Annotated in this window: 18 protein-coding genes and 1 pseudogene; 11 read left to right on the plus strand and 8 right to left on the minus strand. The window is 56.8% G+C overall.

Translation table 11 applies throughout. The features are described from left to right. Window positions 1-262 (plus strand): annotated as a pseudogene (locus ABY734_RS15540) (DNA polymerase III subunit delta); the annotation flags it as partial. Window positions 263-308: 46 nt separating this feature from the next. Here ABY734_RS15540 and ABY734_RS15545 read toward each other — a convergent pair. Further along, window positions 309-1,469: a type III PLP-dependent enzyme gene (locus ABY734_RS15545; protein ID WP_372780239.1), complete on the minus strand. Its 1,161-nt coding sequence runs from the start codon at window positions 1,467-1,469 to the stop codon at window positions 309-311. Window positions 1,470-1,726: 257 nt separating this feature from the next. Here ABY734_RS15545 and ABY734_RS15550 point away from each other — a divergent pair, with 257 nt between their 5' ends. Next, window positions 1,727-1,933, plus strand: a complete 207-nt coding sequence (locus ABY734_RS15550) for a hypothetical protein (protein ID WP_372780240.1) — start codon at window positions 1,727-1,729, stop codon at window positions 1,931-1,933. Here ABY734_RS15550 and ABY734_RS15555 read toward each other — a convergent pair. After that, window positions 1,914-2,858, minus strand: a complete 945-nt coding sequence (locus tag ABY734_RS15555) for a type II secretion system F family protein (protein WP_372780241.1) — start codon at window positions 2,856-2,858, stop codon at window positions 1,914-1,916. The two genes, ABY734_RS15550 and ABY734_RS15555, sit on opposite strands and share 20 nt — an antisense overlap. A 99-nt stretch (window positions 2,859-2,957) precedes the next feature. Here ABY734_RS15555 and ABY734_RS15560 point away from each other — a divergent pair, with 99 nt between their 5' ends. The 6 genes from ABY734_RS15560 to traF all read left to right on the plus strand — a co-directional run bounded on the left by ABY734_RS15560 (window position 2,958) and on the right by traF (window position 7,738). Next, the gene (locus ABY734_RS15560) at window positions 2,958-3,641 is read left to right on the plus strand and encodes a VWA domain-containing protein (RefSeq protein ID WP_372780242.1); all 684 of its coding nucleotides are present in this window, start codon (window positions 2,958-2,960) and stop codon (window positions 3,639-3,641) included. Further along, window positions 3,641-4,357 (plus strand): molecular chaperone DnaJ, encoded by a 717-nt coding sequence (locus ABY734_RS15565; RefSeq protein WP_372780243.1) that lies wholly within the window; start codon window positions 3,641-3,643, stop codon window positions 4,355-4,357. Before ABY734_RS15560 ends, ABY734_RS15565 begins: the two co-directional genes overlap by 1 nt. A gap of 66 nt (window positions 4,358-4,423) precedes the next feature. Beyond that, window positions 4,424-4,723 (plus strand): hypothetical protein, encoded by a 300-nt coding sequence (locus tag ABY734_RS15570; RefSeq protein WP_372780245.1) that lies wholly within the window; start codon window positions 4,424-4,426, stop codon window positions 4,721-4,723. A 21-nt stretch (window positions 4,724-4,744) separates the two neighbouring features. Continuing rightward, window positions 4,745-5,638 (plus strand): protease HtpX, encoded by an 894-nt coding sequence (gene htpX / locus ABY734_RS15575; protein WP_372780247.1) that lies wholly within the window; start codon window positions 4,745-4,747, stop codon window positions 5,636-5,638. After that, complete coding sequence (locus ABY734_RS15580) at window positions 5,638-6,303, plus strand: class II aldolase/adducin family protein (RefSeq protein WP_372780249.1); 666 nt, start codon at window positions 5,638-5,640, stop codon at window positions 6,301-6,303. Before htpX ends, ABY734_RS15580 begins: the two co-directional genes overlap by 1 nt. A gap of 265 nt (window positions 6,304-6,568) precedes the next feature. Beyond that, entirely contained in the window at window positions 6,569-7,738 is a 1,170-nt protein-coding gene (gene traF / locus ABY734_RS15585; RefSeq protein WP_372780251.1) for a conjugal transfer protein TraF, read from the plus strand. A 12-nt stretch (window positions 7,739-7,750) separates the two neighbouring features. On the opposite strand, the gene ABY734_RS15590 is transcribed toward traF, so the two are convergent. The 4 genes from ABY734_RS15590 to ABY734_RS15605 form a co-directional block, all read right to left on the minus strand. Then, window positions 7,751-9,985, minus strand: a complete 2,235-nt coding sequence (locus ABY734_RS15590) for a TonB-dependent receptor (RefSeq protein WP_372780253.1) — start codon at window positions 9,983-9,985, stop codon at window positions 7,751-7,753. Window positions 9,986-10,006: 21 nt separating this feature from the next. Further along, on the minus strand, window positions 10,007-12,598 hold the full coding sequence (locus tag ABY734_RS15595) for a TonB-dependent receptor (protein ID WP_372780255.1): 2,592 nt from the start codon (window positions 12,596-12,598) through the stop codon (window positions 10,007-10,009). A 28-nt stretch (window positions 12,599-12,626) separates the two neighbouring features. Next, complete coding sequence (locus tag ABY734_RS15600) at window positions 12,627-14,069, minus strand: FAD-dependent oxidoreductase (RefSeq protein ID WP_372780257.1); 1,443 nt, start codon at window positions 14,067-14,069, stop codon at window positions 12,627-12,629. Window positions 14,070-14,247: 178 nt separating this feature from the next. Then, window positions 14,248-15,507, minus strand: coding sequence for a cytochrome P450 (locus ABY734_RS15605; protein ID WP_372780259.1), 1,260 nt, complete (start codon window positions 15,505-15,507; stop codon window positions 14,248-14,250). A 243-nt stretch (window positions 15,508-15,750) separates the two neighbouring features. Here ABY734_RS15605 and ABY734_RS15610 point away from each other — a divergent pair, with 243 nt between their 5' ends. The 3 genes from ABY734_RS15610 to ABY734_RS15620 are packed head-to-tail and all read left to right on the plus strand — an operon-like array spanning window position 15,751 to window position 19,863. Further along, window positions 15,751-16,782 carry a medium chain dehydrogenase/reductase family protein gene (locus tag ABY734_RS15610; RefSeq protein ID WP_372780261.1) on the plus strand — a complete coding sequence of 344 codons (1,032 nt, stop codon included), beginning with the start codon at window positions 15,751-15,753 and terminating at the stop codon, window positions 16,780-16,782. A 19-nt stretch (window positions 16,783-16,801) separates the two neighbouring features. After that, window positions 16,802-17,662 (plus strand): TIGR03619 family F420-dependent LLM class oxidoreductase, encoded by an 861-nt coding sequence (locus ABY734_RS15615; protein WP_372780263.1) that lies wholly within the window; start codon window positions 16,802-16,804, stop codon window positions 17,660-17,662. A 23-nt stretch (window positions 17,663-17,685) separates the two neighbouring features. Continuing rightward, window positions 17,686-19,863 carry a molybdopterin-dependent oxidoreductase gene (locus ABY734_RS15620; protein WP_372780265.1) on the plus strand — a complete coding sequence of 726 codons (2,178 nt, stop codon included), beginning with the start codon at window positions 17,686-17,688 and terminating at the stop codon, window positions 19,861-19,863. A 23-nt stretch (window positions 19,864-19,886) separates the two neighbouring features. Here ABY734_RS15620 and ABY734_RS15625 read toward each other — a convergent pair whose 3' ends face one another. Continuing rightward, the gene (locus ABY734_RS15625) at window positions 19,887-21,086 is read right to left on the minus strand and encodes an acyl-CoA dehydrogenase (RefSeq protein WP_372780267.1); all 1,200 of its coding nucleotides are present in this window, start codon (window positions 21,084-21,086) and stop codon (window positions 19,887-19,889) included. Window positions 21,087-21,111: 25 nt separating this feature from the next. Next, complete coding sequence (locus ABY734_RS15630; RefSeq protein ID WP_372780269.1) at window positions 21,112-22,188, minus strand: phosphotransferase; 1,077 nt, start codon at window positions 22,186-22,188, stop codon at window positions 21,112-21,114. Between the last annotated feature and the right edge of the window lie 2 nt (window positions 22,189-22,190).

Below are 22,190 nucleotides of genomic sequence, written 5' to 3' on the forward strand. Positions count from 1 at the left end.
GCGCAACCTCTACCAATGCGCCCAGATGATAAATCGCGGCAACGGCATCGACCGGGTGCTGGACAGCGCCGGCGTCTGGGACAAGCGCAAACCCCTGTTTAAACAGGCGCTGGGACGGATCAAGGAAGCTGAGCTGGCAGACCTGCTGCGTCTGGCGCAGGAGATAGATTTGAGCCTGAAAGGCCAGCGTGAAGGCGAGCCCTGGGAAATGATTGATCAACTGGTTTGCCGGCTGGCCGGGCAGCCGCTGGTGACCAGCTGATGTCTCCCCTCACCTTCTCCCTAAGGGAGAAGGTGAGGGGCTTGTCTTAGATAACGTAAGTCTTCAGCGGCGGAAAGCCGTTGAACTCCACCGAGCTGTAACTGGTGGTGTAAGCCCCGGTCGACAGCCAATAAAGGCGATCGCCTGCCTCCAGGGTATCCGGCAGTGAGTAGCGATGATCCTCATAGAGAATATCCATGCTGTCACAGGTGGGGCCGGCCAGTACCACTTCTTCTTCCGGCACGCCATCGCCCGCCTTGTCGCAGTACAGCGGGTATTTGATCGACTCCCCCAGCGATTCGATCAAACCGCCAAACAGGCCCACATCGAGAAACACCCAGCGGCACAGCGAGTCGCGGGATTTGCGTGACACCAGCACCACTTCGCTGACCAGTACACCGCTCTCACCCACCAGTGAACGGCCAGGCTCGATGATGATTTCCGGCTGATCGTCGCCAAAGTCCTCATCCAGAAAACGGCGAATGGCGGTGCCATAGGCTTCAATATCGTGACTGCGGTTGCTGTAAACCGCCGGCATGCCGCCGCCCATATTGATCAGGCGCAGCTTGATGCCATGTTCGGCAACGCGGTCGTAGATGAAGCGCACCTTGGCAATCGCCGCATCCCAGGCGCCGATATCGCGCTGCTGGGAACCCACGTGAAACGAGATCCCACAGGCGTCGAGCCCAAGCTCCTTAGCCAGCACAATCAACTCAATCGCCATATCCGCCTGGCAGCCGAACTTGCGCGACAGGGGCCAGTCGGCCGTTTCGGTACCTTCGGTCAGTATACGAACGTAGAGCTTGCTGCCCGGCGCGTATTTGGCGATGTTGCGCAGATCAGATTCGCTGTCCGTAGCGAACATGCGAATACCCTTGTTATAGGCGTACTCGATTTCACGCGCCTTTTTAATGGTGTTGCCGTAGCTCATGCGCTCCGGGCCAACATCCAGGCTCAGCAGCTTGTCGAGTTCGTACACCGAGGCAATATCAAAATTGGAGCCCATCTCTTCCAGGCAACGAATAACCGCCTGATCCGGGTTGGCCTTGACCGCGTAATAAACCGATGCGTAAGGGAATACCTCGCGCAATTCCCGGTATTTACCGCGAATTATGTCTCTATCAACAACCAGACAGGGCGTCTGTTTGTCAGCGACAAACTCGCGAATACGCTGCCAGTTGCTTTCAGGAAGGATGACTTGCTCCATTGAATAAACCCCGCTTTTTGCCAGGTTAAATAAAAGGCGGTACCGACCAGGTCAGCACCACCCGAAAAGGGCGCGAATCGTACAGCAAAAACCCACCTGCGCAAATAAAATTTTTGAAGCTGCGCAAGGGAATTTTTCGCTCGGCAAACTGCAACTTTTACCGGGCACGCAGGAGGAACCCGACTGTCATAGTGCTGTCATTTATAGCACGCAGACTACCGCATAACGAACGGATGAGAAATCAAAAAGGACCCGTTATGAAAACTCACGAAAAAGAACTGGATGTAAAAGCGCTCTGCAGTCGTAAGCTATTGGATTTGCTAAAGAATGACGAATGGGAAAGTGCCCGCGAACGGCGCAAAATAGAAACCGAACTGATCACCCGCCGCCACTATCTTGAACAGATGGAAGCCCTGAGTGGCAAAAAACGTGTGATGGCGCCCTCTACAGCGACCAGGCATTAATCAGTGCCACATAGGGCAACAGGGCCAACAGCAGCCAGGGCATCGCGCGGGTCCAAAACGCGGCCTGCGCAACACAGTCTTCGTATACCGCCCGCGTCAATGCCAACTGAGCATCCTGCGCCGTTGCGCCGGCTTCAAGACTGGGCACCGTCACTCCCCTAATCAGGCGACTTTGCTGCAGCGCAGCAGAGAGCTTACTGCCCTGACTTACCGCCTTATAGAGACTCAAAAATCTCGATTTCATGGGAGTAGACGGCATGCGCCGCGCCGACTGTTTGAGTGCCTGAGTGACACTGAAGCCTGCCGCAACACAGAGATTCAGGTGGCTTAAAAAATGAAAGGTCTGGTAGCGAGCCAGCAGGTTGCCGACACCGGGCAGGTGAAAGACTGCCCTGCGCAGAGGCTGGGGCAGCCAGCCGGACCGGTAGGACACCAAGGTTAGCGGTACTGCGCACACCAGCAGCACCCCCGGAATCAAGGCCAGCAAAACATTACCCGCCGCCTGATAGTGACTCATTGTCCCCTGCAGAACGCCCATCACCGGCAGGCCCACCACTACACTCAGCATGATCAGCACCGGCAGCAGCAGGTTTTTTCGAAGTTCATCCAGAAAGGCACCCAGCAAGCGATAATGAGCGGCAATACGATCGTACACAGCAGACAGCGCGCCAGTTGCCATGCCCAACTGCATGAACTGCAACTCCCAGTCGTAAAACTGGCCGCCCTTCTTCAGCTCATCGATCACCAGGTCCTGGCCCGCGGCAAACTGGTCGGCAAGGTCACCCAGATCGGCGCGCTCGGCCACCTGCTGGCCGTGCCGCATCAAGGCAAAGACCTGGTCCCAATCGCTATCCCCGGTCTGCTGTTCACTCAGGGCGGAAAAAAGTTTCGCCCGATGCTGGGTGGATAAATCGTGTAATTCCATTGTGATAGAGGGGTTGTGATCCATACTACCGGGTTATTATCGCTATAATTGAAGGCGACTTTAGCACAGCCAGATCACACTGACATGGGAAGAGTCTGAATGGCACAAGGATTTCCGCAAAAACGCTCGTCGTCGACAGAAATCAGCCGTTTTCTGGAGCAGGCGAAAAACCTGCCCACGGCAGCGGACCCGCGCCAGCGCTTGATTTTTGCCCTTGACGCCACTGCCAGCCGTCAACCCACCTGGTCGCAGGCTCGCGCACTACACGGCGAAATGTTCGAAGCCAGCAAGGATCTGGGCGGTATCGCCATTCAACTGTGTTATTACCGGGGGCTGGGTGAGTTTCACGCTAGCCCCTGGGGCTCATCACCCGGCCAGCTGCACGACCAGATGAGCAGCGTGCGCTGTGTGGCCGGTTTCACCCAGATACGCACCCTGCTGCGGCACTGCCTCACCGAGCACCGCCAGCAACGCCTGCGCGCAGTGATTTTTATCGGCGATGCGGTTGAGGAATCCGTCGACGAACTGTGTGCGCTGGCGGGCGAATGCGGCCTGCGCAAACTGCCCTTGTTCCTGTTTCAGGAGGGGAATGACCCGGATGTGGCGCGCTGCTTCAAGCGCCTTTGCCAGCTGAGCGGCGGCGCCTACGCCACTTTTGACGCTGCCAGCGCAGCTCAACTGAAGGCCCTGCTCAGAGCGGTGGCCAGCTTCGCCGCCGGCGGCATGGATGCGCTGCGCAAATTACCGGATAATGCGGCCAAACATCTACTGGAGCAGTTGTAGTGTTAATCCGTTTACTGCTGGCAGGCGCGGTACTGTTTGCCATTGTGGCACTGGTGCGCCGGGCCAATCAGCAAAATCCGGCTGAGCGCCGGAAAACCTATATCACACTCGTCGTCACGGTCCTGGCGGGTGCGCTGGTATTGCTGTCACTGACCGGACGCGTCCACTGGATCGGCGCTCTGATCGGCGCACTGCTGCCCTTTGCGCGCAAGGCCTTCCCTCTGCTCGTTCGGCTGTTGCCCTTTCTCGCCCACCAGCGCAAGGCGGGAGCGGCCAGCCGCGGGGCCACAGGCGGCAATCAGTCAGCGGTGGACACGCCGTGGCTGCACATGACCATGGATCACGACAGCGGCGCCCTCGACGGCGCAGTGACACAAGGCCCTTTTGCCGGACGCCAGCTCAGCCAGTTGTCGCTGAAAGAGCTGAAACAGCTTTACGTCGACTGCCAGAGCGACACCGACTCCATCGACCTGCTGAACACCTATTTGACGCGTCGCTTTGGCAAAGACTGGAATCACTCGCAAAACCCTGCCGGAACCGGCGCCATGAGTCGAGAACAGGCGCTTTCAATACTGGGGCTGAAAGAAGGCGCCAGCCGTGACGATGTGATCAAGGCTCATCGCAGCCTGATGCAGAAACTGCACCCGGACCGCGGCGGCAACGATTATCTCGCCGCTCAGATCAATCTGGCCAAGGATGTGCTCCTCGACGAGTGACACGCTTGTCATAGACAATACATCGATCGGAAACACTTCAGCGTTAACCTGCAGTTGAGGGAAAACATGACGACCTATGTGATTCAAAACCAGCATGGCCACTATCTTGGCAAAAACAAGGAATGGACAGACGGGCGCGACCGCCGCATCGTATTTCGCTGTCAGGACAAGGTCGACGCGATCAATATGGTTTTTGAACTCAGCTCCAAGGATATTGAGCTGCGCGCCCACTATCAGGAGTGCGATGTCGATGACTTCGGCAACCCCCTGGTAGAAGCCTCCGCCACGCCGCTGTCCATCAGTGCCGAGGCGGATGAGAACGAAATGCTTGAAACCAGCCACAACAACCCCCATATCTCTGCCTGATAAGGCTAACGGACAACTTCGATGCTCAGAATCGCGCTTTTTCTTGTAACCAACATTGCCATCCTGATTGTGGCGGGCACCGTCCTGAACCTGCTCGGCTTTTCCGGCTACCTGGAAGCGAACGGCGTTGATCTCAACCTGACGGCCCTGCTTATTTTCTGCGGCATCTTTGGCATGTCCGGCTCGTTGATCTCGCTGTTCATTTCCAAATGGATGGCCAAACGCAGCACCGGCACCCGAATCATCACCACTCCGAGCAACCGGGAAGAACAGTGGCTGATGCAAACAGTGAAAGAGCTGTCAGACAAGGCGGGCATCAAGATGCCCGAAGTCGGCATCTTCCCCTCACACAGCTCCAATGCCTTCGCCACCGGCTGGAACCGCAACGATGCCCTGGTAGCCGTATCCCAGGGTCTGCTCGAGCGCTTTCGCCCGGAAGAAGTGCGCGCCGTACTGGCCCACGAAATCGGACATGTGGCCAACGGCGATATGGTGACCCTTACCCTGATTCAGGGCGTGGTAAACACCTTTGTCATGTTCTTCGCCCGGGTGATCGGTCACACCATAGATCGCGTCGTTTTCAAAACCGAGCGAGGCTACAGCTTCGGCTACTACATCGTGGTGATGATCACCGAAATACTGCTGGCCATACTCGCCTCGGCCATCGTGATGTGGTTCTCCCGCTGGCGGGAATTCCGCGCCGACCACGCCGGCGCGACTCTGGCCGATCGTCAGTCCATGATCGCCGCGCTGCAGCGCCTGCAGGCGGAACAGGGCATTGACCCCGGCGACATGCCCGGCGAACTGACCGCCTTCGGTATTCGCAAAGCGAAGGGTCAGTCACTGGCAGAACTCTTCAGCAGCCACCCGCCGCTGGAAAAACGGATAGAAGCCCTGCGTCACGGCGGTCGCTAGTGGCAGGCGCGGCGCGTTTTACCGAGGCCCGCGAGCGCCTGTGTGAGACGCTGCATGAGATGGCTGAGGCCAAGCTGAGCCCCGGCAGCACCGGCAACGCCTCCATTAGGGTTGACGGCGGCATGCTGATCTCGCCCACCGGGGCGGCCTGCGCCAGCATCAAACCGGACGATTTGGTCTTTATCGATCAGCTCGGCCATGCCGAAGCGGGGGCGCTCAGGCCGTCCAGCGAGTGGCATATGCACAGCGCCATTTACCAGGCGCGCGCCGAGGCGGGCGCTATCGTGCACTGCCATTCCCGCTACGCCACCACCCTCGCCTGCCTGGGCAAGACCATCCCCGCCTACCACTATATGATTGCCGTCGCCGGCGGCGACTCCATTGAACTGGCGGACTATGCCACCTTCGGCACCGACCAACTCGCCCGCGCTGTGGTTAAGGCGCTCAACAAGCGCAAAGCCTGCCTGATGGCCAACCACGGTCAGATCGCCTTCGGCTCAACCCCAGAGAAGGCATTGGCTCTGGCCATTCAGGTAGAAGATCTGGCAGCTGGATACGCCCAGTGCCTGGCGCTGGGTGAGCCGCGCCTGCTGAGCACAGAAGAAATGAGCGAGGTGCTGGCAAAGTTTTCGAGTTATGGCCAGCAAGCAGAACAACAGCAATAAGTGGCTCGCGACCATCTAAGGCGTGCTGCTATCTGGCGCTGACATACAATTGCGGGATAATACCCACATAACAAACTGCGCGAGTCAGGCGCAAAGTCATGGCTTATTCAGGAGCAGCATGAGAGTCAAAAAAATACAATCGGATAAAGGGTGGAATGCAGCATTCACTTCCAAGGTCGCGTTGTGCTTTCAGAAACTCCGTGCTTACAGCCGCTGTGATCCGGATCACAATAGCTTCGTCACTCTGCGGTTAATGAAAAGTCATTTGCAGAAATGGTTTCTACTGTTGTTCGCCAGCGGCTGCTCTGCCTACAGCGCGGCACAGACAACCATCGACACCCAGCTTCTCGGCCTTGCTTCTCAAACCGATGTGTCCGCTTTTCTGTCAAACCCCGCTGCCTTGCATTCTACGTCGTCGCGTTATCGCTTTACCCTGAACTCAGCGGGCGGCGGCTACTTTAACGACAAGCAACGCCTGCTGGATGATTTCGAAGACGCAGAAGAAGAAGGTGAGCGGCTACGACGCCTGTCTTCAGAGCGCCTGCTGTTTCCCTCAGACTTCGAGCGCCAGATTGCCATTTTCGAGCGCATGGACGGCAAGCTGTTTACCTTGTCCGGCGGCAACATTACAGCCGTTTCCCTACCCGTTGAAGCCCTCGACTTGACGCTGGTGAGCTCGGTTGTCAGCCGGCTGGCGACTGCCTTTCACTACGATCCGGAAGATGCTAACCGGCTTCGCACCGCTCCGGTACTGGGCATTGTCTCGCCACCGGATCTGGAGTCACGCATTATCATTCAGGGCATTGCAGTCAGCGATATCGGTATCAACCTGTCGCACAAGTGGGAGCGCTTTTCCGATACCCGCGTAGGTATCACCCTGAAGTATCAGGGCGTCAGATTGCTCGACAAAGCCATTGAGATCGACGACTACGAAGAGATCACACTCGACGAGTTCGAACGCAGCGTAGAAACGGACCACCACATCAACGCCGACGTCGGCATTTTCAAGCAGTGGACGCGCTACTGGTACAGCTCCTTGGTGGTGAAATCACTGAACAGCAAGGCCTATACCAGCAAGGCAGGCAATGAATACCGCCAGCATCCCGGGGTCTACGTTGGCCTGGCCTACACCGGCGATCGCAGCCTCGCCTCACTGGATTGGGATATTGTCCCCAGCCAACGGCGCTTTGGCTTGCTCGATGATGAGCAGCGCGTCCGCTTGAGCGGTCAGTATCGCTTGAATCACCGCTGGCATGTCAGCGGCGGCGTGGAAGCAATTGTCGAAGGCAGAGACAACGACTCGCTGTCTCTGGGTGCCGGCTACCACTGGGACAGTGGTGCGGCGGTAAACATGGCGCTGATTTACGCGGGGCCGCGCGAGTTCGGCGGCTCCATTCAGGTTCGCTTCCCCTTCTGGAAGCGTGACCGCGAATGATATGCATAGCGCTTAGAAAACAACACTGACATCCACGCCATAGCTGCGTGGCTCGCCAAAAGCGCCTACGCGGGTCGACCAGGGAAAGGCGCCGATAATATCGAGCTGATATTCCTCATCCCCCAGGTTTTTACCCCACAGCGATACAGCCATAACACCGCCAAAGGCCTCTATGTCGCGCAGGCCCAAGCGGGCATTCAGCAGACCGTAGTCGTCGATTTCCGCGTCGGTAATCACACCCGAATTCGCCGCTGGCCACTGGCTGTCGCGCCAGGAATAGTTAATGTTCGCCAGCAGGCTTACCGCGCCCCAGAGGTGGGGCGTATAAGTGATATCGACGGTATAGCTTGAGTCCGGTGCGCTGGGAAGTGAATAGCCCTCCGCCTCATTGGCCCCGGTATTGGGGTTGATGACTTCCTCGACGTCGGTATCGAGCATCGCGTAATTCAGCGTCACCATCAAATCATGAGTGATCAAGGTCGTGACGTCAGCCTCAAAGCCCTTGATCGAAGCCTTGCCCGCATTGAATACCACCACATCAGCCGGGTTGCCCTGAGTGGCAAAGCTGAGCTGAATATCATCGTAGTCGCTTTCAAAGTAAGCGCCGTTAAAGCGCACCCGGCGGTCAAACCATTCTGATTTGATGCCCAGTTCGGTATTGGCGACGACTTCCTCGCCGATGGGTGTAGTCAGACTCTGGGCACTCACCCCGCGTCCGCTATAGCCGCCGGTGCGATAACCTTCAACGTATTTGGCATAGAGATTCAGATTGTCTCCGGCATCCCAGGCCACGGTAAAAGCCGGACTGGTGTTGGAATAATCGGATTCAGCCTCAACACCCTGAAAGTTCTCGCCGCCGAACACCGTTCCCCAGAAGCCATTCTCGCGGTCTCCGCTCACATAGCGTGTATCTCGAGTTTTTCTCAAGCCCACGGTGAAATGCCACCGGTTTTCGAGCCAGGCCGGGCTGTAGGTCAGCTGCCCAAAAATCGCAGACGCGTCATTTTCAGCGCGAGTGGTTCTGGTTTGAAGCTCATCCTCCACCGGCTCGACAAAGGCGGATACAGGGAGTGGCAGAGGGCCGGTAAAGGTTTCCGCAGCCAACGCAATAAAGTCGGTGGTGAACTCCGTGCCCGATTCCTCAAAGTAATAAATCCCGGCGACATAGGAGACCTGCTCGCCGAAGGCGCTGCCGCTTATCTGAAACTCCTGACTAAACTGGCGGTGCGCGGTTTCAAAAGGGTCGTTAGCAAATAAACGATCGGTATTAGGGTTGGCGCCGTAGTCCTGATAAATCCATTCTTCCATTTCCCGATAACCGGTCAGGGATTTGATATTGATATGCTCACTCACATCCCAGTTTACGATAAGGCTTTGCCCGTTAACTCTCAGGCCGCTGTCATCAATTGGATGGCGCGGTTTAATCTCGTCGATAAAGTCTTCAGACCAGGTCACGTCTTCAAAACCTGCAGCCGGTCGGCCGATGGTCTGGTAGTAAAAGGTGCCGATATCGTTGTCGGTATAGTCGTAGGCGTAGTCGATGGTCACCGTGTCCGACAAATCGTAGCGCAGGGCTAGGCGCGCGCCCTGCTTGCGCTCATCACCGAAATCCGGACCTTCACCCAGATTTTCCACCCAGCCATCGCGCTCGCTGTAAACGTAACCCAGTTTGGCACTGAGTCCGCCCACGGCGGGAAGGTCGATATCGGTTTTCACCTCCCGGCGCTCGTAATTGCCGTAGGTAAAACTTTGCTTCCAGCTGAATTCCCCGCTGGGCGCCCGAGGGATGATATTAATCGCGCCACCGGTGGCGTTGCGCCCGTACAGCGTGCCCTGTGGGCCGCGCAAGACCTCTATTCGCGCGGGGTCGACGATCTTGTTCGCCAGCCCGGAAGAACGGGACACGTACACACCGTCAATGTAGACGCCGACGGCCGGGTCCTGGGTAATCTGCACATCGTTATTACCAATACCCCGAATAAATACCCGCAAGGACGACTGGGAGTTGGGGAACTGGCGCATGGCCATATTCGGCACACTGAACTGAATATCTGCCAGATTGCTGATGCCCAGTTTTTCAATATCTTCACTGTTAAAAGCTGACAGCGAGATCGGCGTATCCTGCAGCGAGGCTTCTTTTTTTTCGGCGGTAACCAGAACCTCCTCCAAAGCCGGCGCAGAGGCCTGCCCATGACAAACGGCTATGCCGGAACACAAGACGACCACGCCCGCGCTACTGCGTTTCATTTCAGTTACCTCTCAACTAGATTAATACACCCATCTAACATCCAAACCATAAGCGCGCGGCGGCGCCAACGAACCTGTATTCGTGCCTATGGAATCACCCACCCCGCCAGAATTGCTCAAGTAGCGTTCATCAAAGGCGTTGTTCACATACAGCGTCACTGCGGTGCTGCCGTCCCTGTTCTCCCAGCCAAGACGCATATCGACAACCGTGAAGGGCTCATCACCGCTTTCCAACGGATCGCGACGGTAGGCGTCGTAGGCCGTATTATCTATCCCGAAGTAACGCTCACTGCGATAGCGCACATCGATTCTGGGCGTTATTCGTCCAACGCTTGTTTCTGCCGTGTACTGCACACCCACCGAGAAATTATCCTGGGGCGAAACCTGAAACGGTTCGTCCGAGCGATCATTCAGCACCACACCCTGACCAAGAGCCTGAGTAAACAGATCGGCGTCTTTATAGTCTTCATAGGAATAGTTGTTATTGCTGTAGGCAAGGTTAACGTTCAGCGCGGGCAGCGGTATCCACTGCACCTCGATTTCGCCCCCAACAATACTGGAGGCGCCCGCATTCTGGAAAATAACCGCGTTGTTCCCGGCCGAATCCTGTTTTACCTGGATCAACTGCATCTCATCGAAATCCATTGAGTACGCCGCAAGGTTGACTCGCAAGGAACGATCAAGAGCTTCCAGTTTAAGACCCAGCTCACGGTTCTCGACGGTTTCCGGTTCCACTCTTTCAAGACCGTCAATGCCACGAGGCTCAAAGAAACCGGATTTAAAGCCAAAGCTCCAAGTGGCGTAGAGCAAGCCGGAATCCAGACCCATCGATGCCAGCACTGCGTCGCTGAAACTGTAGGACAACGAACCCATGGGGGTGGTTTTGGCAAAGGTATCCGAGCGTTCGTCAAAGCGCGGGTTGTCGAGATCAAAGGGGTAGTCAGGCAAGCCGTCGCCATTAGTATCCGGGAACAGCGAGTTGGCAATGGTCACCGGATCGCCCAGCCCCGGCACCCCTAGCCAGCTACCGAGAAAGGGGTTGAAGCCCCCGGCACCGGGTCCAAAAAACGGGCTCAAAGCCAGCCGCTCGGAGACCGCCCCGACATCCGACTGGTATACCGTCAGATCCGACGAGCGCTTTTCCGATGTGTAGCGAACCCCTAGTGTCAGCTCCCAATGTTCTGCCAATTGATAGGAAGCCTGACCAAAAGCGGCAAAGGTGACATTTTCCAGGCCGAACTGCGAATAGCTCAAGGGCGTCAACGTGCCGACCATCGGTGTCGAACCTGCCGCAGTCTGTGTCGGCCCCGGCGCTTGGCCGGCTGCCAGCTTGCCGAGGTTCTCGAGATCGAAGCCAGCGAGAGCAGTAAACAGTGAAAAAGGTTCCTCATTGGTTTCACGCATACCAAACAGGCCCAGCGTATAGGACAGGGTTTCCGCCTGATTGCTGCCGTTGAACTGAAACTCGAGACTCACCGAGTCGCGCTGACTGCTCTGATCCGGATCGAGAAAGGAGATGCCATAGGATTCACTGTACTTGGCGGGGCCGCCATCGTTATCGCCAAGCCACTGGGGGCCCTTTTCTGCACCGCGCACACCAAGCACCGTTTTGATGGTGTGGTATTCGCTCAGCTCCCACTGCAAGGTAGCCCCCACCATCGCCGATTCCAGATCACGCTTCATATAGGGATTGGGGCCGATCCGCGTCGTGTAATCGCCCTGCACTTCGCGCGAGTTGGATTCACAATTGTTTTTGAAGGCGCTGGGGTTCTGCGGATCAGTGTCACCGGCCCACATCACATAAAGCCCGCGCATAAACAAGGAGTCCTCGTTGATCACGTTGCAGTGATCCGTCGCAATCTGTTCATTGACCCGGCCGTAGTAGGCAAAGGCGTCTAGACTCATCGTTGAACTGATGTCCCAGCGCAGCTGAGCAATAACCGAAGAGCGGTCGTTGTCGCCACCACGCGTGGTGCCGACCAGATCGTCTTCAATGTAGCCGTCGTCCTTGATGATGTTGGCGGCCAGTTTCACGAACAGGTAGTCGGTCAGCGGCAGGTTGACGCTGGCCTTGGCCCGGCGCAATCCGCGATTGCCGACACCTATATCCAGATAGGATTCAAAGGTATCGGCGGGCTTGACCAGTGACATGACCATGGCGCCGCCGGTGGTGTTCTTGCCAAACAAGGTGCCCTGAGGCCCGCGCAGCACCTGAATACTGGAGACATCGACGGTATCCAGTAACTGTCCGTCTGCCCGCGGCAAAAAAAGATCATCCAGATAGACCCCGACTGCCGGATCAACCCGGGCAAATCCGGTTCTCTCGCCTACGCCGCGAATAAAAATGGCACTGGAGCGATTCTTCATGATCTCCAAGCTCGGCACCACCTTGGCGAGGTCTTGGACATTGCCAAGGCCTCTCTCGCGCAAATCATCGCCGGATAAGGCACTGACCGCGATCGGCGTTTCCTGGATATTTTCTGCTCGGCGCCGCGCGGTAACGATAACTTCCTCCAAGACCGCGTTCTGCCCTTCTGCAATAGCCAGAGAGGGCATAACGGGCACGCTCGCTATCGCCACCAACAAGGCCCATCGGGTATTTGTTTTTATCATTATTCTTTCCTGGCTAATCGGATAATGTTTATTGACTGGCAGCCTGGCGCCCAGCCAGACGCCCAAAAAAGGTCACGTCGGCTACTGACATCCCGCTGGCGTAGCCCGCTGACGTTCTCGGAATACCGGCAACCGTGCGACCAGCCGCGTACAGGCCGGGAACCGCGCTACCGTCTGCCCGCAACACCTCGCCGGTCGGCCGCGCCTCCAGCCCCCCCAAGGTAAAAACCGGCGGGCGGATCTGGTCCAACGCATAACTTACCAACGCAAACGGCCCGCTATCCAGTGGCATCAGCCAGTCTTTGGCTTTGTGAAACAGAGGATCCTGGCCCAGAGCGGCATGGCGGTTGTAGAAGTCCACGGTGTGCTGCAAAGCACCTTCGGGAAAGCCGGCTTCCGCCTCTACTTCAGCCACACTTTCGCCGACCGCGACGATGTCGACCTGCAAATAAGCTGGCCGATCAAAGTGTCGGTTATCGATAAACATGAAAATCCGGCCACCGCTTTGCTGAACCGCAAAATGACCGAGGCGGGCAAGATAGACATCTTCGTTCACGAAGCGCTGACCCTGTTCGTTGACGAAAATCCCGTAAGTCAGCTGGGGCGGCGGGTAGTGAGCAATGCCGACAAAGGCTTCGCCCATATTGATGATATTGCCGCCGGCGGCCTGCCCCAGCCGGATGCCATCCCCGCGATCGCCGGGGTTGCCGTGGCGGGTCGCAATGGAGTCCAGCCCCGGCAGGTATTTGCGGGTCATGGCCTCATTCATGATAAAGCCGCCGGTGCACAACACCACACCCTTGCGGGCTTCAATGGCGACCTGTTGATTGTCGATTTTGGCAATGGCGCCAACCACCCGACCCCTGTCGTCCTGCACAAGTGCGGTAAGCTTCGCATCACAGCGAATATCGGCACCGGACTCCTGTACCCGCGCCAGCAGGTGGCCCATAAAAACCAACCCCCCGCTGTGATCCGCATCGGCCGGCAGGTGGCCACGCGGCGCCGGGGTCACGCTTTCACTGAAGGGCCAGGCGCGCTCATTACCCGTGTACTGCAGGGAATCGCCGGTCATGGCCACCACGTCGCGGCCACTGAAAAAACCGCGCTTGTAGGGCACACCAAGGGATTCGGCCCAGTCAAAATGCTCTACCGCGCCGTCAACAAACAGTTTAAGCCGCTGCTCGTCGCAGTTGTCACCAAAGCAGGCTTTCAGGTAGCGGTAAAAATTATCGCGGCTGTCCTCAATACCCAGATCCCGCTGCAGCGCGGTGCCACCGCCGAGATACATTTCGCAGGCCGACATCTGGGTGGAACCACCACCGCCGCTGGAAGACTCCAACACCATCACGTCGGCCCCGGCACCACGGGCTTCCAGCGCTGCACTGGCGCCTGCGCCGCCAAAGCCGGCTACTAGCACGTCCGTCCGGAGATCAAATTCGGGGATATCCCGCAGGGGCACGATATCGCTCACGCTCGCCTCACTGTTATCGTTATAGTTCGAGCCTGCCGCGTTATGCAGGCACAGCGCTATCTATACCACAAAAACATTTTTATAGAAATGTTTCTATATCGACAGAATGAGGGAGTTGTAATAGGTACGGGGTTCAACCCCGCCGCCATCAAAGGCGACGAGGTTGAATAGGCGGGAATCAGGCAGCGGCCTGTTTTTCAGGATCGAAGGTGATAGGCATCGCCTTGATCGTATTGATAAAAAACGAACGCATATAGGTCACGTCGCCGGCAAATTTCGGGTTGCGCAAGCGAGGAATCATTTCTTCAAACATAATGCGCAGTTCCAGCCGCGCCAGGTTCATGCCCAGGCAGAAGTGCTCACCGATACCAAAGGCGCGATGCTCCCGGTTGATGGCCTTAACGCGCTTGTGGCGGTGAATATCGAACTTCATGGCGTCGTCGCCGAAGACGTCTTCATCGTGGTTAACCGCGTGGTAGTGCAATACCACCTTGTCGCCTTTCTTGATGTTGTAGCCATTCCACTCGATATCCTGAGTCGCGGTGCGGCGCATGGCGATAAATGCCGTGTTGTAGCGCAGCATCTCTTCAACGGCCATCGGGATATCTTCCGGGTGATCGACCAGATACTGAAGCTGATCCGGGTTTTCCATCAGCAGACGCATGCCGTGGGCGGTGGCAGTACGGGTACTTTCGTTGCCGCCAACCATAATCAGAATGAACATCCAGGCGAACATTTCTTCGGTCACCTTAACGCCGTCAACCTCGCCTTCCAGCAGCGCCTGCACGACCTGGCTGGTTGGGTTCTCGCGCTGCTTTTTGGCCAGCTCCATGGCGTACATGATCACTTCCATGGATACCGCATTGCTCTCATCCGGGCCAGTGGCCACATCCGGGTCGTCCGCAAAGGCCATCACGTTGGTCCACTCAAAGAACTGCTTGCGATCTTCCTGAGGCACGCCCAATACTTCCAGTATCGCAATCAGCGGCAACTCGGCGGCCACGTCTTCAACAAATTCACACTCACCTTTGGCCGCCACACGGTCAACAATGGCCTTAGCCTGTTCTCGCAGCCAAGGCTCCATCGCAGCCACGGCACGCGGTGTAAAGGCATCGCGCACCACTTTGCGGTACTTCATGTGCTTGGGCGGGTCCATGGAGATAATGAAGTTTTCGTTCATGATCTCCTGAATTTCCTTCTGCTCCGGCGGCATTTCCATCGGGAAGGGGCCTGCTTCGGCGGAGGAAAACAGGTCGGGGTTTTGAGAAACAAAATCCAGCGCATCCCGCTTAACCGCCGCCCAGTAAGGCACACCGTTGTCAGGGTCGTCGAAGTGAACGAAAGAACCCTGCTGGCGCAGCTTGCCCAGATCGGCATAAGGCATGCCTTTGACGTAGGCATCCAGATCCAGCAGGTGGGTGAACGGACATTGACTCATAAGTACTTCCCTTCCAAGTTACGGTTTTTAATGGGTTTATTAAGGCGGGAATGCGTTTCGTGAGGGCAGCCGCCCCTTTGTTAATAAACTGGTAATTTACAGTAGCATACCGGCAATAACATTTCGGTTAAAATGTTTTTATGTCTGTGCTCGTATTACTGTCTCGTAATCATAAAGCCTTTGACCCGAGACACCGGCTTACCTAGATTGCGCGCAGACCCGATACCTTTGGAAGTGTAGATTATGCAGTGGAAACACGTCGATATCAGTGCCTTTGGCGGCCCGGAAAACATGAAAATAGTGACGGAAGAGGCCAGGCCCGAACCGGCACCCGGTGAGATACGCGTCAAGGTGCTGACCGCTGGAACCGGCTTTACCGACACCATCATCCGCCAGGGCCAGTACGTCGACGTCAAGGACAAGCCGCCCTTTACCCTGGGCTACGACTGGTTCGGGGTGGTCGATGCCCTAGGCGAGGGCGTAAGCCGTTTCAAAGTCGGCGACCCGGTGGCGGACCTGTCTGTGATCGGCGGCTACACCCAGTATCTCTGCATTTCAGAAGAGCGGGCCATCCCCTGCCCGGAAGGGCTCGACCCGGCCGCAGCCGTCTGCATGATGCTGTCTTATACCACCGCCTACCAGATGCTCACCCGCGAATGCAGCCTCAAACCCGGTGACAGCATACTGGTACACGCAGCCGGCGGCGCGGTGGGCACGGCGCTGCTGGAGCTGGGCCGGGAAATGGGGCTGAAGGTCTACGGCACCGCCTCCAAGGGCAAACACCACCTGCTACAGCATTTCGGTGCCACCCCCATCGATTACCACAAGGAAGACTTTGTCGAGCGCATCGCCCGAGAAACCGGCGGCAAGGGCGTCACGGCGGTGTTCGATACTATCGGTGGCAAATACTGGGCGCGCTCCTACCGCTGCGTCGCCAAAGGCGGCAAACTGGTAGGCTTTGGCGCACTGCAAGTAACTACGGGTGAAGAAAAAATCCCCTCCCTGCTGTGGGGCTTTTTCAAGCTGCTGGTACTGTGGCAACTGTTGCCCAACGGCAAGCAAAGCGGCTTCTACAACATTCACACCCGCCGCGGCAAAAAGCCGGAAGAATTCAAGGAAGATGTCGCCACACTGATGCAATGGTTGAAGGAAGGCCGCCTCAAACCTGCCATTGCCGGCATTCGTCCGCTAACTGACGCCGCGGAAGTTCATCGTCAGCTGGACAAAGGGGAAGTTGCCGGCAAGGTGATTCTGGACTGCCAACTCACGGAATAACACTGCACAAGGAAAGCCTATGAAATTCTGGCAATGCCTCGCCATGCTCGACATGGAAGAACTCCCCACCCTGGCCAGGCATGCCGAGGATCTGGGCTTTGAAGGCATCACCCTCGGCGAACACCTGATTACCTTTGCCAAACAATACGAACACTACGACTACAGTAAAAACAGCCAGATTCGCTGGTACCCGGAAACCCACTGGCCCGAGCCCTGGGTACAGATCGGCGCCCTGTCGCAGGTCACCACCACACTGAAATTCCTCAATACCCTCTATGTACTGCCACTGCGGGATCCCTTCCACGCCGCCAAGCTTATCTCTACTGCAGCCAACCTCTGCGATGGCCGCCTGATTCTCGGCGCTGGCATCGGCTGGCAGAAATCGGAGTTTGAACTGGTTGGTCAGAATTTTCACGACCGTGGCAAACGCACCGATGAGATGCTGGCTGTGATGAAGCAGCTGTGGACGGGGGAATCCGTTACTTATCAGGGCGACTACTACCAGTTCCCTGCCCTGCAGATGTCACCCGCCTTAAAGCACCCGCTACCGATTTGTATCGGCGGTTTCAGCGAAGCGGCGCTGCAGCGAGCCGCGCGCAATGACGGCTGGGTCGGGGCGCAACATGACATGGACGATATCGAAAAATTGATCCCGGCCCTGCGCCACTTCCGCGAACAGGCAGGGCTCCACTGGGAGGGTTTTGAAATCGCCCTTGGCCTATACGACAACAGTGCGGCCAACCTGGAGCGCTGCCGCGAACTCGGTGTGACTATGCTCTACCGCGAAGCTTTCTGCGACGAAAACGGTATGGCCAGCACCATGACGCTCGACGAAAAGCTGCGCGATATGGAGCAATTTGCGAAGCAGTACATCCAATAACAATAACCAAGAAGGGCCGCACAATGACCGAGACCAAAACAACGTTTTGCCGCATTTGCGAAAATCAGTGCGGCCTGCTGGTAACCGTCGACAACAATCGGATCACCCACGTCGAGCCGGACAAAGATCACGTAGCCTCCAAAGGCTTTGCCTGCATAAAGGGCTTGAGCATTGAAAAAATGCGCACCACCCCTGACCGCATCACCACGCCACTGAAAAAAACCGACAGGGGTTTTGAAGCGATCAGCTGGCAGCAGGCTTTCGATGAAATCGGCGCCAAAATTCGCCAGCTGCGCAAAGATCACGGTGACGAATCCGTCGGCGCCTATTTTGGTAATCCGATCAGCTTCAGCCCGCTGATGCCGATTTTCTGGACGGCCTTCACCCAGGGCCTGAATACTCACAAGGCTTACAATACCGGCAGTCTGGACTGCAACAACAAGTTTCTGGTCAGTCAGCACCTCTACGGCTCACCGATGTCCCTGACCTTTCCCGATATCGACAGGCTCGAGTGCCTGATCATGATTGGCGCCAACCCCGCCATCTCGAAAATGAGTTTTATCAACCTGCCCGACCCGGTGCGACGGTTGCAGGAGGTTGAAGCCCGTGGCGGCAAGGTCTTTAACGTCAATCCACGTCGCACGGAAACCGCCAAGGCCGTGGGCGAGCAGGTGTTTATCCGGCCCGATACCGATGTGTTTATGTTGCTGGGTTTTCTCAATGAAATTCTGGGCCGGAATGCGGTCGACGAAGAACGCATTAGCCAGTTTATGTCCGGTTTCGAAGCCCTCAAGCCCCTCTGTGCCGATTGGACACCCGAACGTCAGGCAGAGGTAACCGGCATCTCAGCCGACCAGCTGCGCCGATTGGTCGACAGTTATTTGAACGCAAACGGCGCCGCCCTTTACGCCTCGACCGGCATCAATCAAGGCAGTAATGGCACCCTCGCCTTCTGGCTGCTTGAAGCAATCAATGCCGTTACCGGCAATCTCGATAGAACCGGCGGCTCGCTGATGGGGCTGGGCATTTTTGATTACGGCAGGGCCACAAAAGACGCGGACAAGGAAGTGTTTCACTCCCGTATCGGCAACACTCGCAGTTTTCTCGGTGCCCTGCCCGCTGCCTTGATGGCCGACGAAATACTCGAACCCGGTGAAGATCAGGTTCGCGCCATGTTTGTGCTTTCAGGCAACCCCTTGCTGACCGCTACCAACAGCGACAAACTGGGTCGCGCGCTCGACAAGCTCGAGCTGCTGGTGAGTATCGATATTGTGCGCAACGAAACTGCCGAATATGCGGACTATATTCTGCCGGGCACCCATTTTACCGAGCGGCCCGATATTCCCTTTTCCTTCGTCAGCCTGTCGGGGCTGTCGCCAAACCCCTGGTACCACTACACCGACAGCTTGCTTGACCCACCGGGCGAGTGCCGCGATGAGCTTTGGATCATCCGCCAGCTGGCCAAGGCCTGCGACGCCCCGCTGTTCGGCTCAAAGCTGCTGCAGACTGTCGTCAATACCGGAGAAGCACTCGGACAACTTCCACTGGTCGGCAAGCGGCTCACGCCTATGTCTGAACGTTTGCTGGGCCTGATAAGCCGTATGGGCAAGCAGGGGGGCCTCCGCACCCTGCGCCGCCACCCCCATGGCAAGGCACTGCCGCGCATTGAAGGTAGCTCCTATCTTGGAAAGCGTGTACTGACTGACGACGGCAAAGTGCATCTGGCACCAGACGTCTTTATCGAACTGGCAGCCCAGCGACTGGAAGGCAGCTTTGCCAAAGCGCTGCAGGAGAATAATACGTTCCGCCTGATTACCAAGCGTGAGCGCTTCAGCCACAATAGCTGGACCCACAACGACATCGCCTTTGTAAAAGGCAAGCGTCAGACCAACTATCTCTACCTGCATTCTGAAGACGCCGAAATGCTTGGCTGTAAAGATGGCGATATGATTGAGGTAAGCACTGACTCTGGCGCGGTAACCCTGCCGGCAGCAATCAGTGACGACATGATGCCCGGCACAGTTGCCCTGCCCCACGGCTGGGGTCACCAACAGGCCAGTGGTTTAAGCGTCGCCAGCAAAACCCTTGGCGTGAACGCGAATATTCTGGCCGCCGACGGGCCATCCGCGATTGAACCCTTGTCCGGTATGGCGCAGTTCAATGGTTTTTGCGTGTCGCTGAAAGTGGCTGGCGCGCTATAACGCGCCAGCACCTTTTTGCTGCCTTAGCCTCGCAGCTCCATTTTTGCCACCTGATTGCGGTGAACCTCGTCCGGGCCGTCGGCCAGGCGCAGGGTTCTCGCCATGGCGTAAGCGTAAGCCAAACCGAAATCGTCACTTACACCGCCACCGCCGTGGGCCTGAATTGCCCAGTCGATGACCTGACAGGCCATCTGTGGTGCTGCAATCTTGATCATGCCGATTTCTTTGGCGGCCACTTTGTTGCCGACGGTATCCATTTTGTAAGCCGCGTTCAGCACCAGAAAGCGGGTCTGATCGATCATGATACGGGCCTCGGCGATGCGCTCGGACCACACCGTCTGCAGGGCTACCGGCTTGCCAAACGCCACGCGATTTTTCAGACGATTACACATTTTTTCCAGCGCACGCTCAGCCAGACCAATCAGGCGCATGCAGTGGTGAATGCGACCTGGCCCAAGCCGGCCCTGCGCAATTTCAAAGCCGCGCCCTTCGCCCAGCAGCATATTGCTGGCCGGCACGCGGACATTTTCAAACAGGATTTCAGCATGGCCGTGGGGCGCATCGTCGTAGCCAAATACGGGCAGGTGCCGTAAAACCGTCACTCCGGGTGTATCGCGCGGCACCAGAATCATCGACTGCTGCATATGGCGGTTTTCATTGTCCGGGTCGGTTTTACCCATAAAGATGAAAATCTTGCAGCGCGGATCGTTACCGCCGGAAGACCACCACTTGCGACCGTTGATCACATACTCGTCGCCGTCGCGCACAATAGAGCTGGAAATATTGGTCGCATCACTGGAGGCCACATCGGGTTCGGTCATGGCAAAGCAGGAGCGTATTTCGCCTTCCAGCAAAGGCTCCAGCCATTCTTTCTTCTGTGCTTCGGTACCATAACGGGCCAGCACTTCCATATTGCCGGTATCGGGCGCGTTGCAGTTGAACACTTCCGGCGCCCAGAGTACGCGGCCCATCAATTCACACAGTGGTGCGTATTCCAGATTAGTCAAACCTGCACCATGTTCGGATTCGGGCAAAAACAGATTCCACAAGCCAGCCTCTTTAGCCTTAACTTTCAGCTCTTCAACGACGGCAGTGGGCGCCCAGCGATCGCCCTGATTGACCTCATCGATAAAACGCTGTTCGTTCGGGTAGATGTGTTCATCCATAAAGGCGCTGACTCGCGCGATCAGTTCCTGGGTTTTTTCTGAGTAATCAAAATTCATTTTTTGTCTCCTTGCGCTGACGGTATTAACCGCGCGCTTTGATTTTTTCGACCTGCTGCCAGGCCATTTCAGCAAGCGGTTTTGCGGCAGAGCCCATCTGTTCGGCCTGCTTGCTGGCAGCGGTGCCAGCCTTCACCCGCCCCATAATGCCCTGCAGAATGCCGGCCAGACGGAACATGTTGTAGGCCATGTAAAAATCCCAGTGACTGGGATCAATAGTCTTACCCGTGCGTGAACAGTAGGCCTGAATATGCTCCTCCTCGGTGGGAATGCCGATGCTCTTCAGATCGACACCGGCGAGACCGCGAAAGGCGCCTTTAGGTATGTGCCAAGTCATGCAGTGATAGGCAAAATCCGCCAACGGATGTCCCAATGTCGACAACTCCCAGTCCAACACCGCGATAATGCGCGGCTCGGTGGGGTGGAGCATGACGTTATCCAGACGAAAATCGCCGTGGACGATAGCGGTGTCATCACCGGGTGGAATGTTTTCCGGCAACCATTCGATCAGACGATCCATAGCTTCGATGGTTTCAGTTTCGGAGGCTTTGTATTGTTTGCTCCAGCGACTTATCTGGCGGGCAAAGTAATTGCCGGCCTTGCCGTAGTCTTCCAGCCCGATAGCTTTGTAATCGACATTATGGAGCGCAGCGATTACGCGGTTCATGTCTTCGAAAATAGCTGTGCGCTCGCCTGGGCTGAGATCCGGTAATTCCGGATCCCACAGCACGCGGCCTTCTACGCAATCCATAATGTAAAAAGCCGTACCGATTACCGAGTCGTCTTCGCACAGGCAATAGGTTTTAGCGACGGGTACATCTGTGTCCGCCAGCGCGGTAATCACCCGGTACTCGCGATCTACGGCATGGGCCGAGGCGAGCAATTCGCCCGGTGGCTTGCGCCGCAGCACGTAGTGCTTGCCGCCCGCGGATAGTTTGTAGGTCGGGTTAGACTGGCCGCCCTTGAACTGGCTTACCTCCAGCTCTCCGCTGAAGCCTTCCACATGCTCCTGCATGTAGGCCTGCAGACTGGCCACATCGAACTGATGTTTTTCCTGCACCGCCATCGTGCCGGTAAAGGTTCCCGCTAGTTTATCGGCCATGA

It is taken from the genome of Litorivivens sp. (genome assembly GCF_041624475.1).
Classification (GTDB): domain Bacteria; phylum Pseudomonadota; class Gammaproteobacteria; order Pseudomonadales; family Spongiibacteraceae; genus Litorivivens.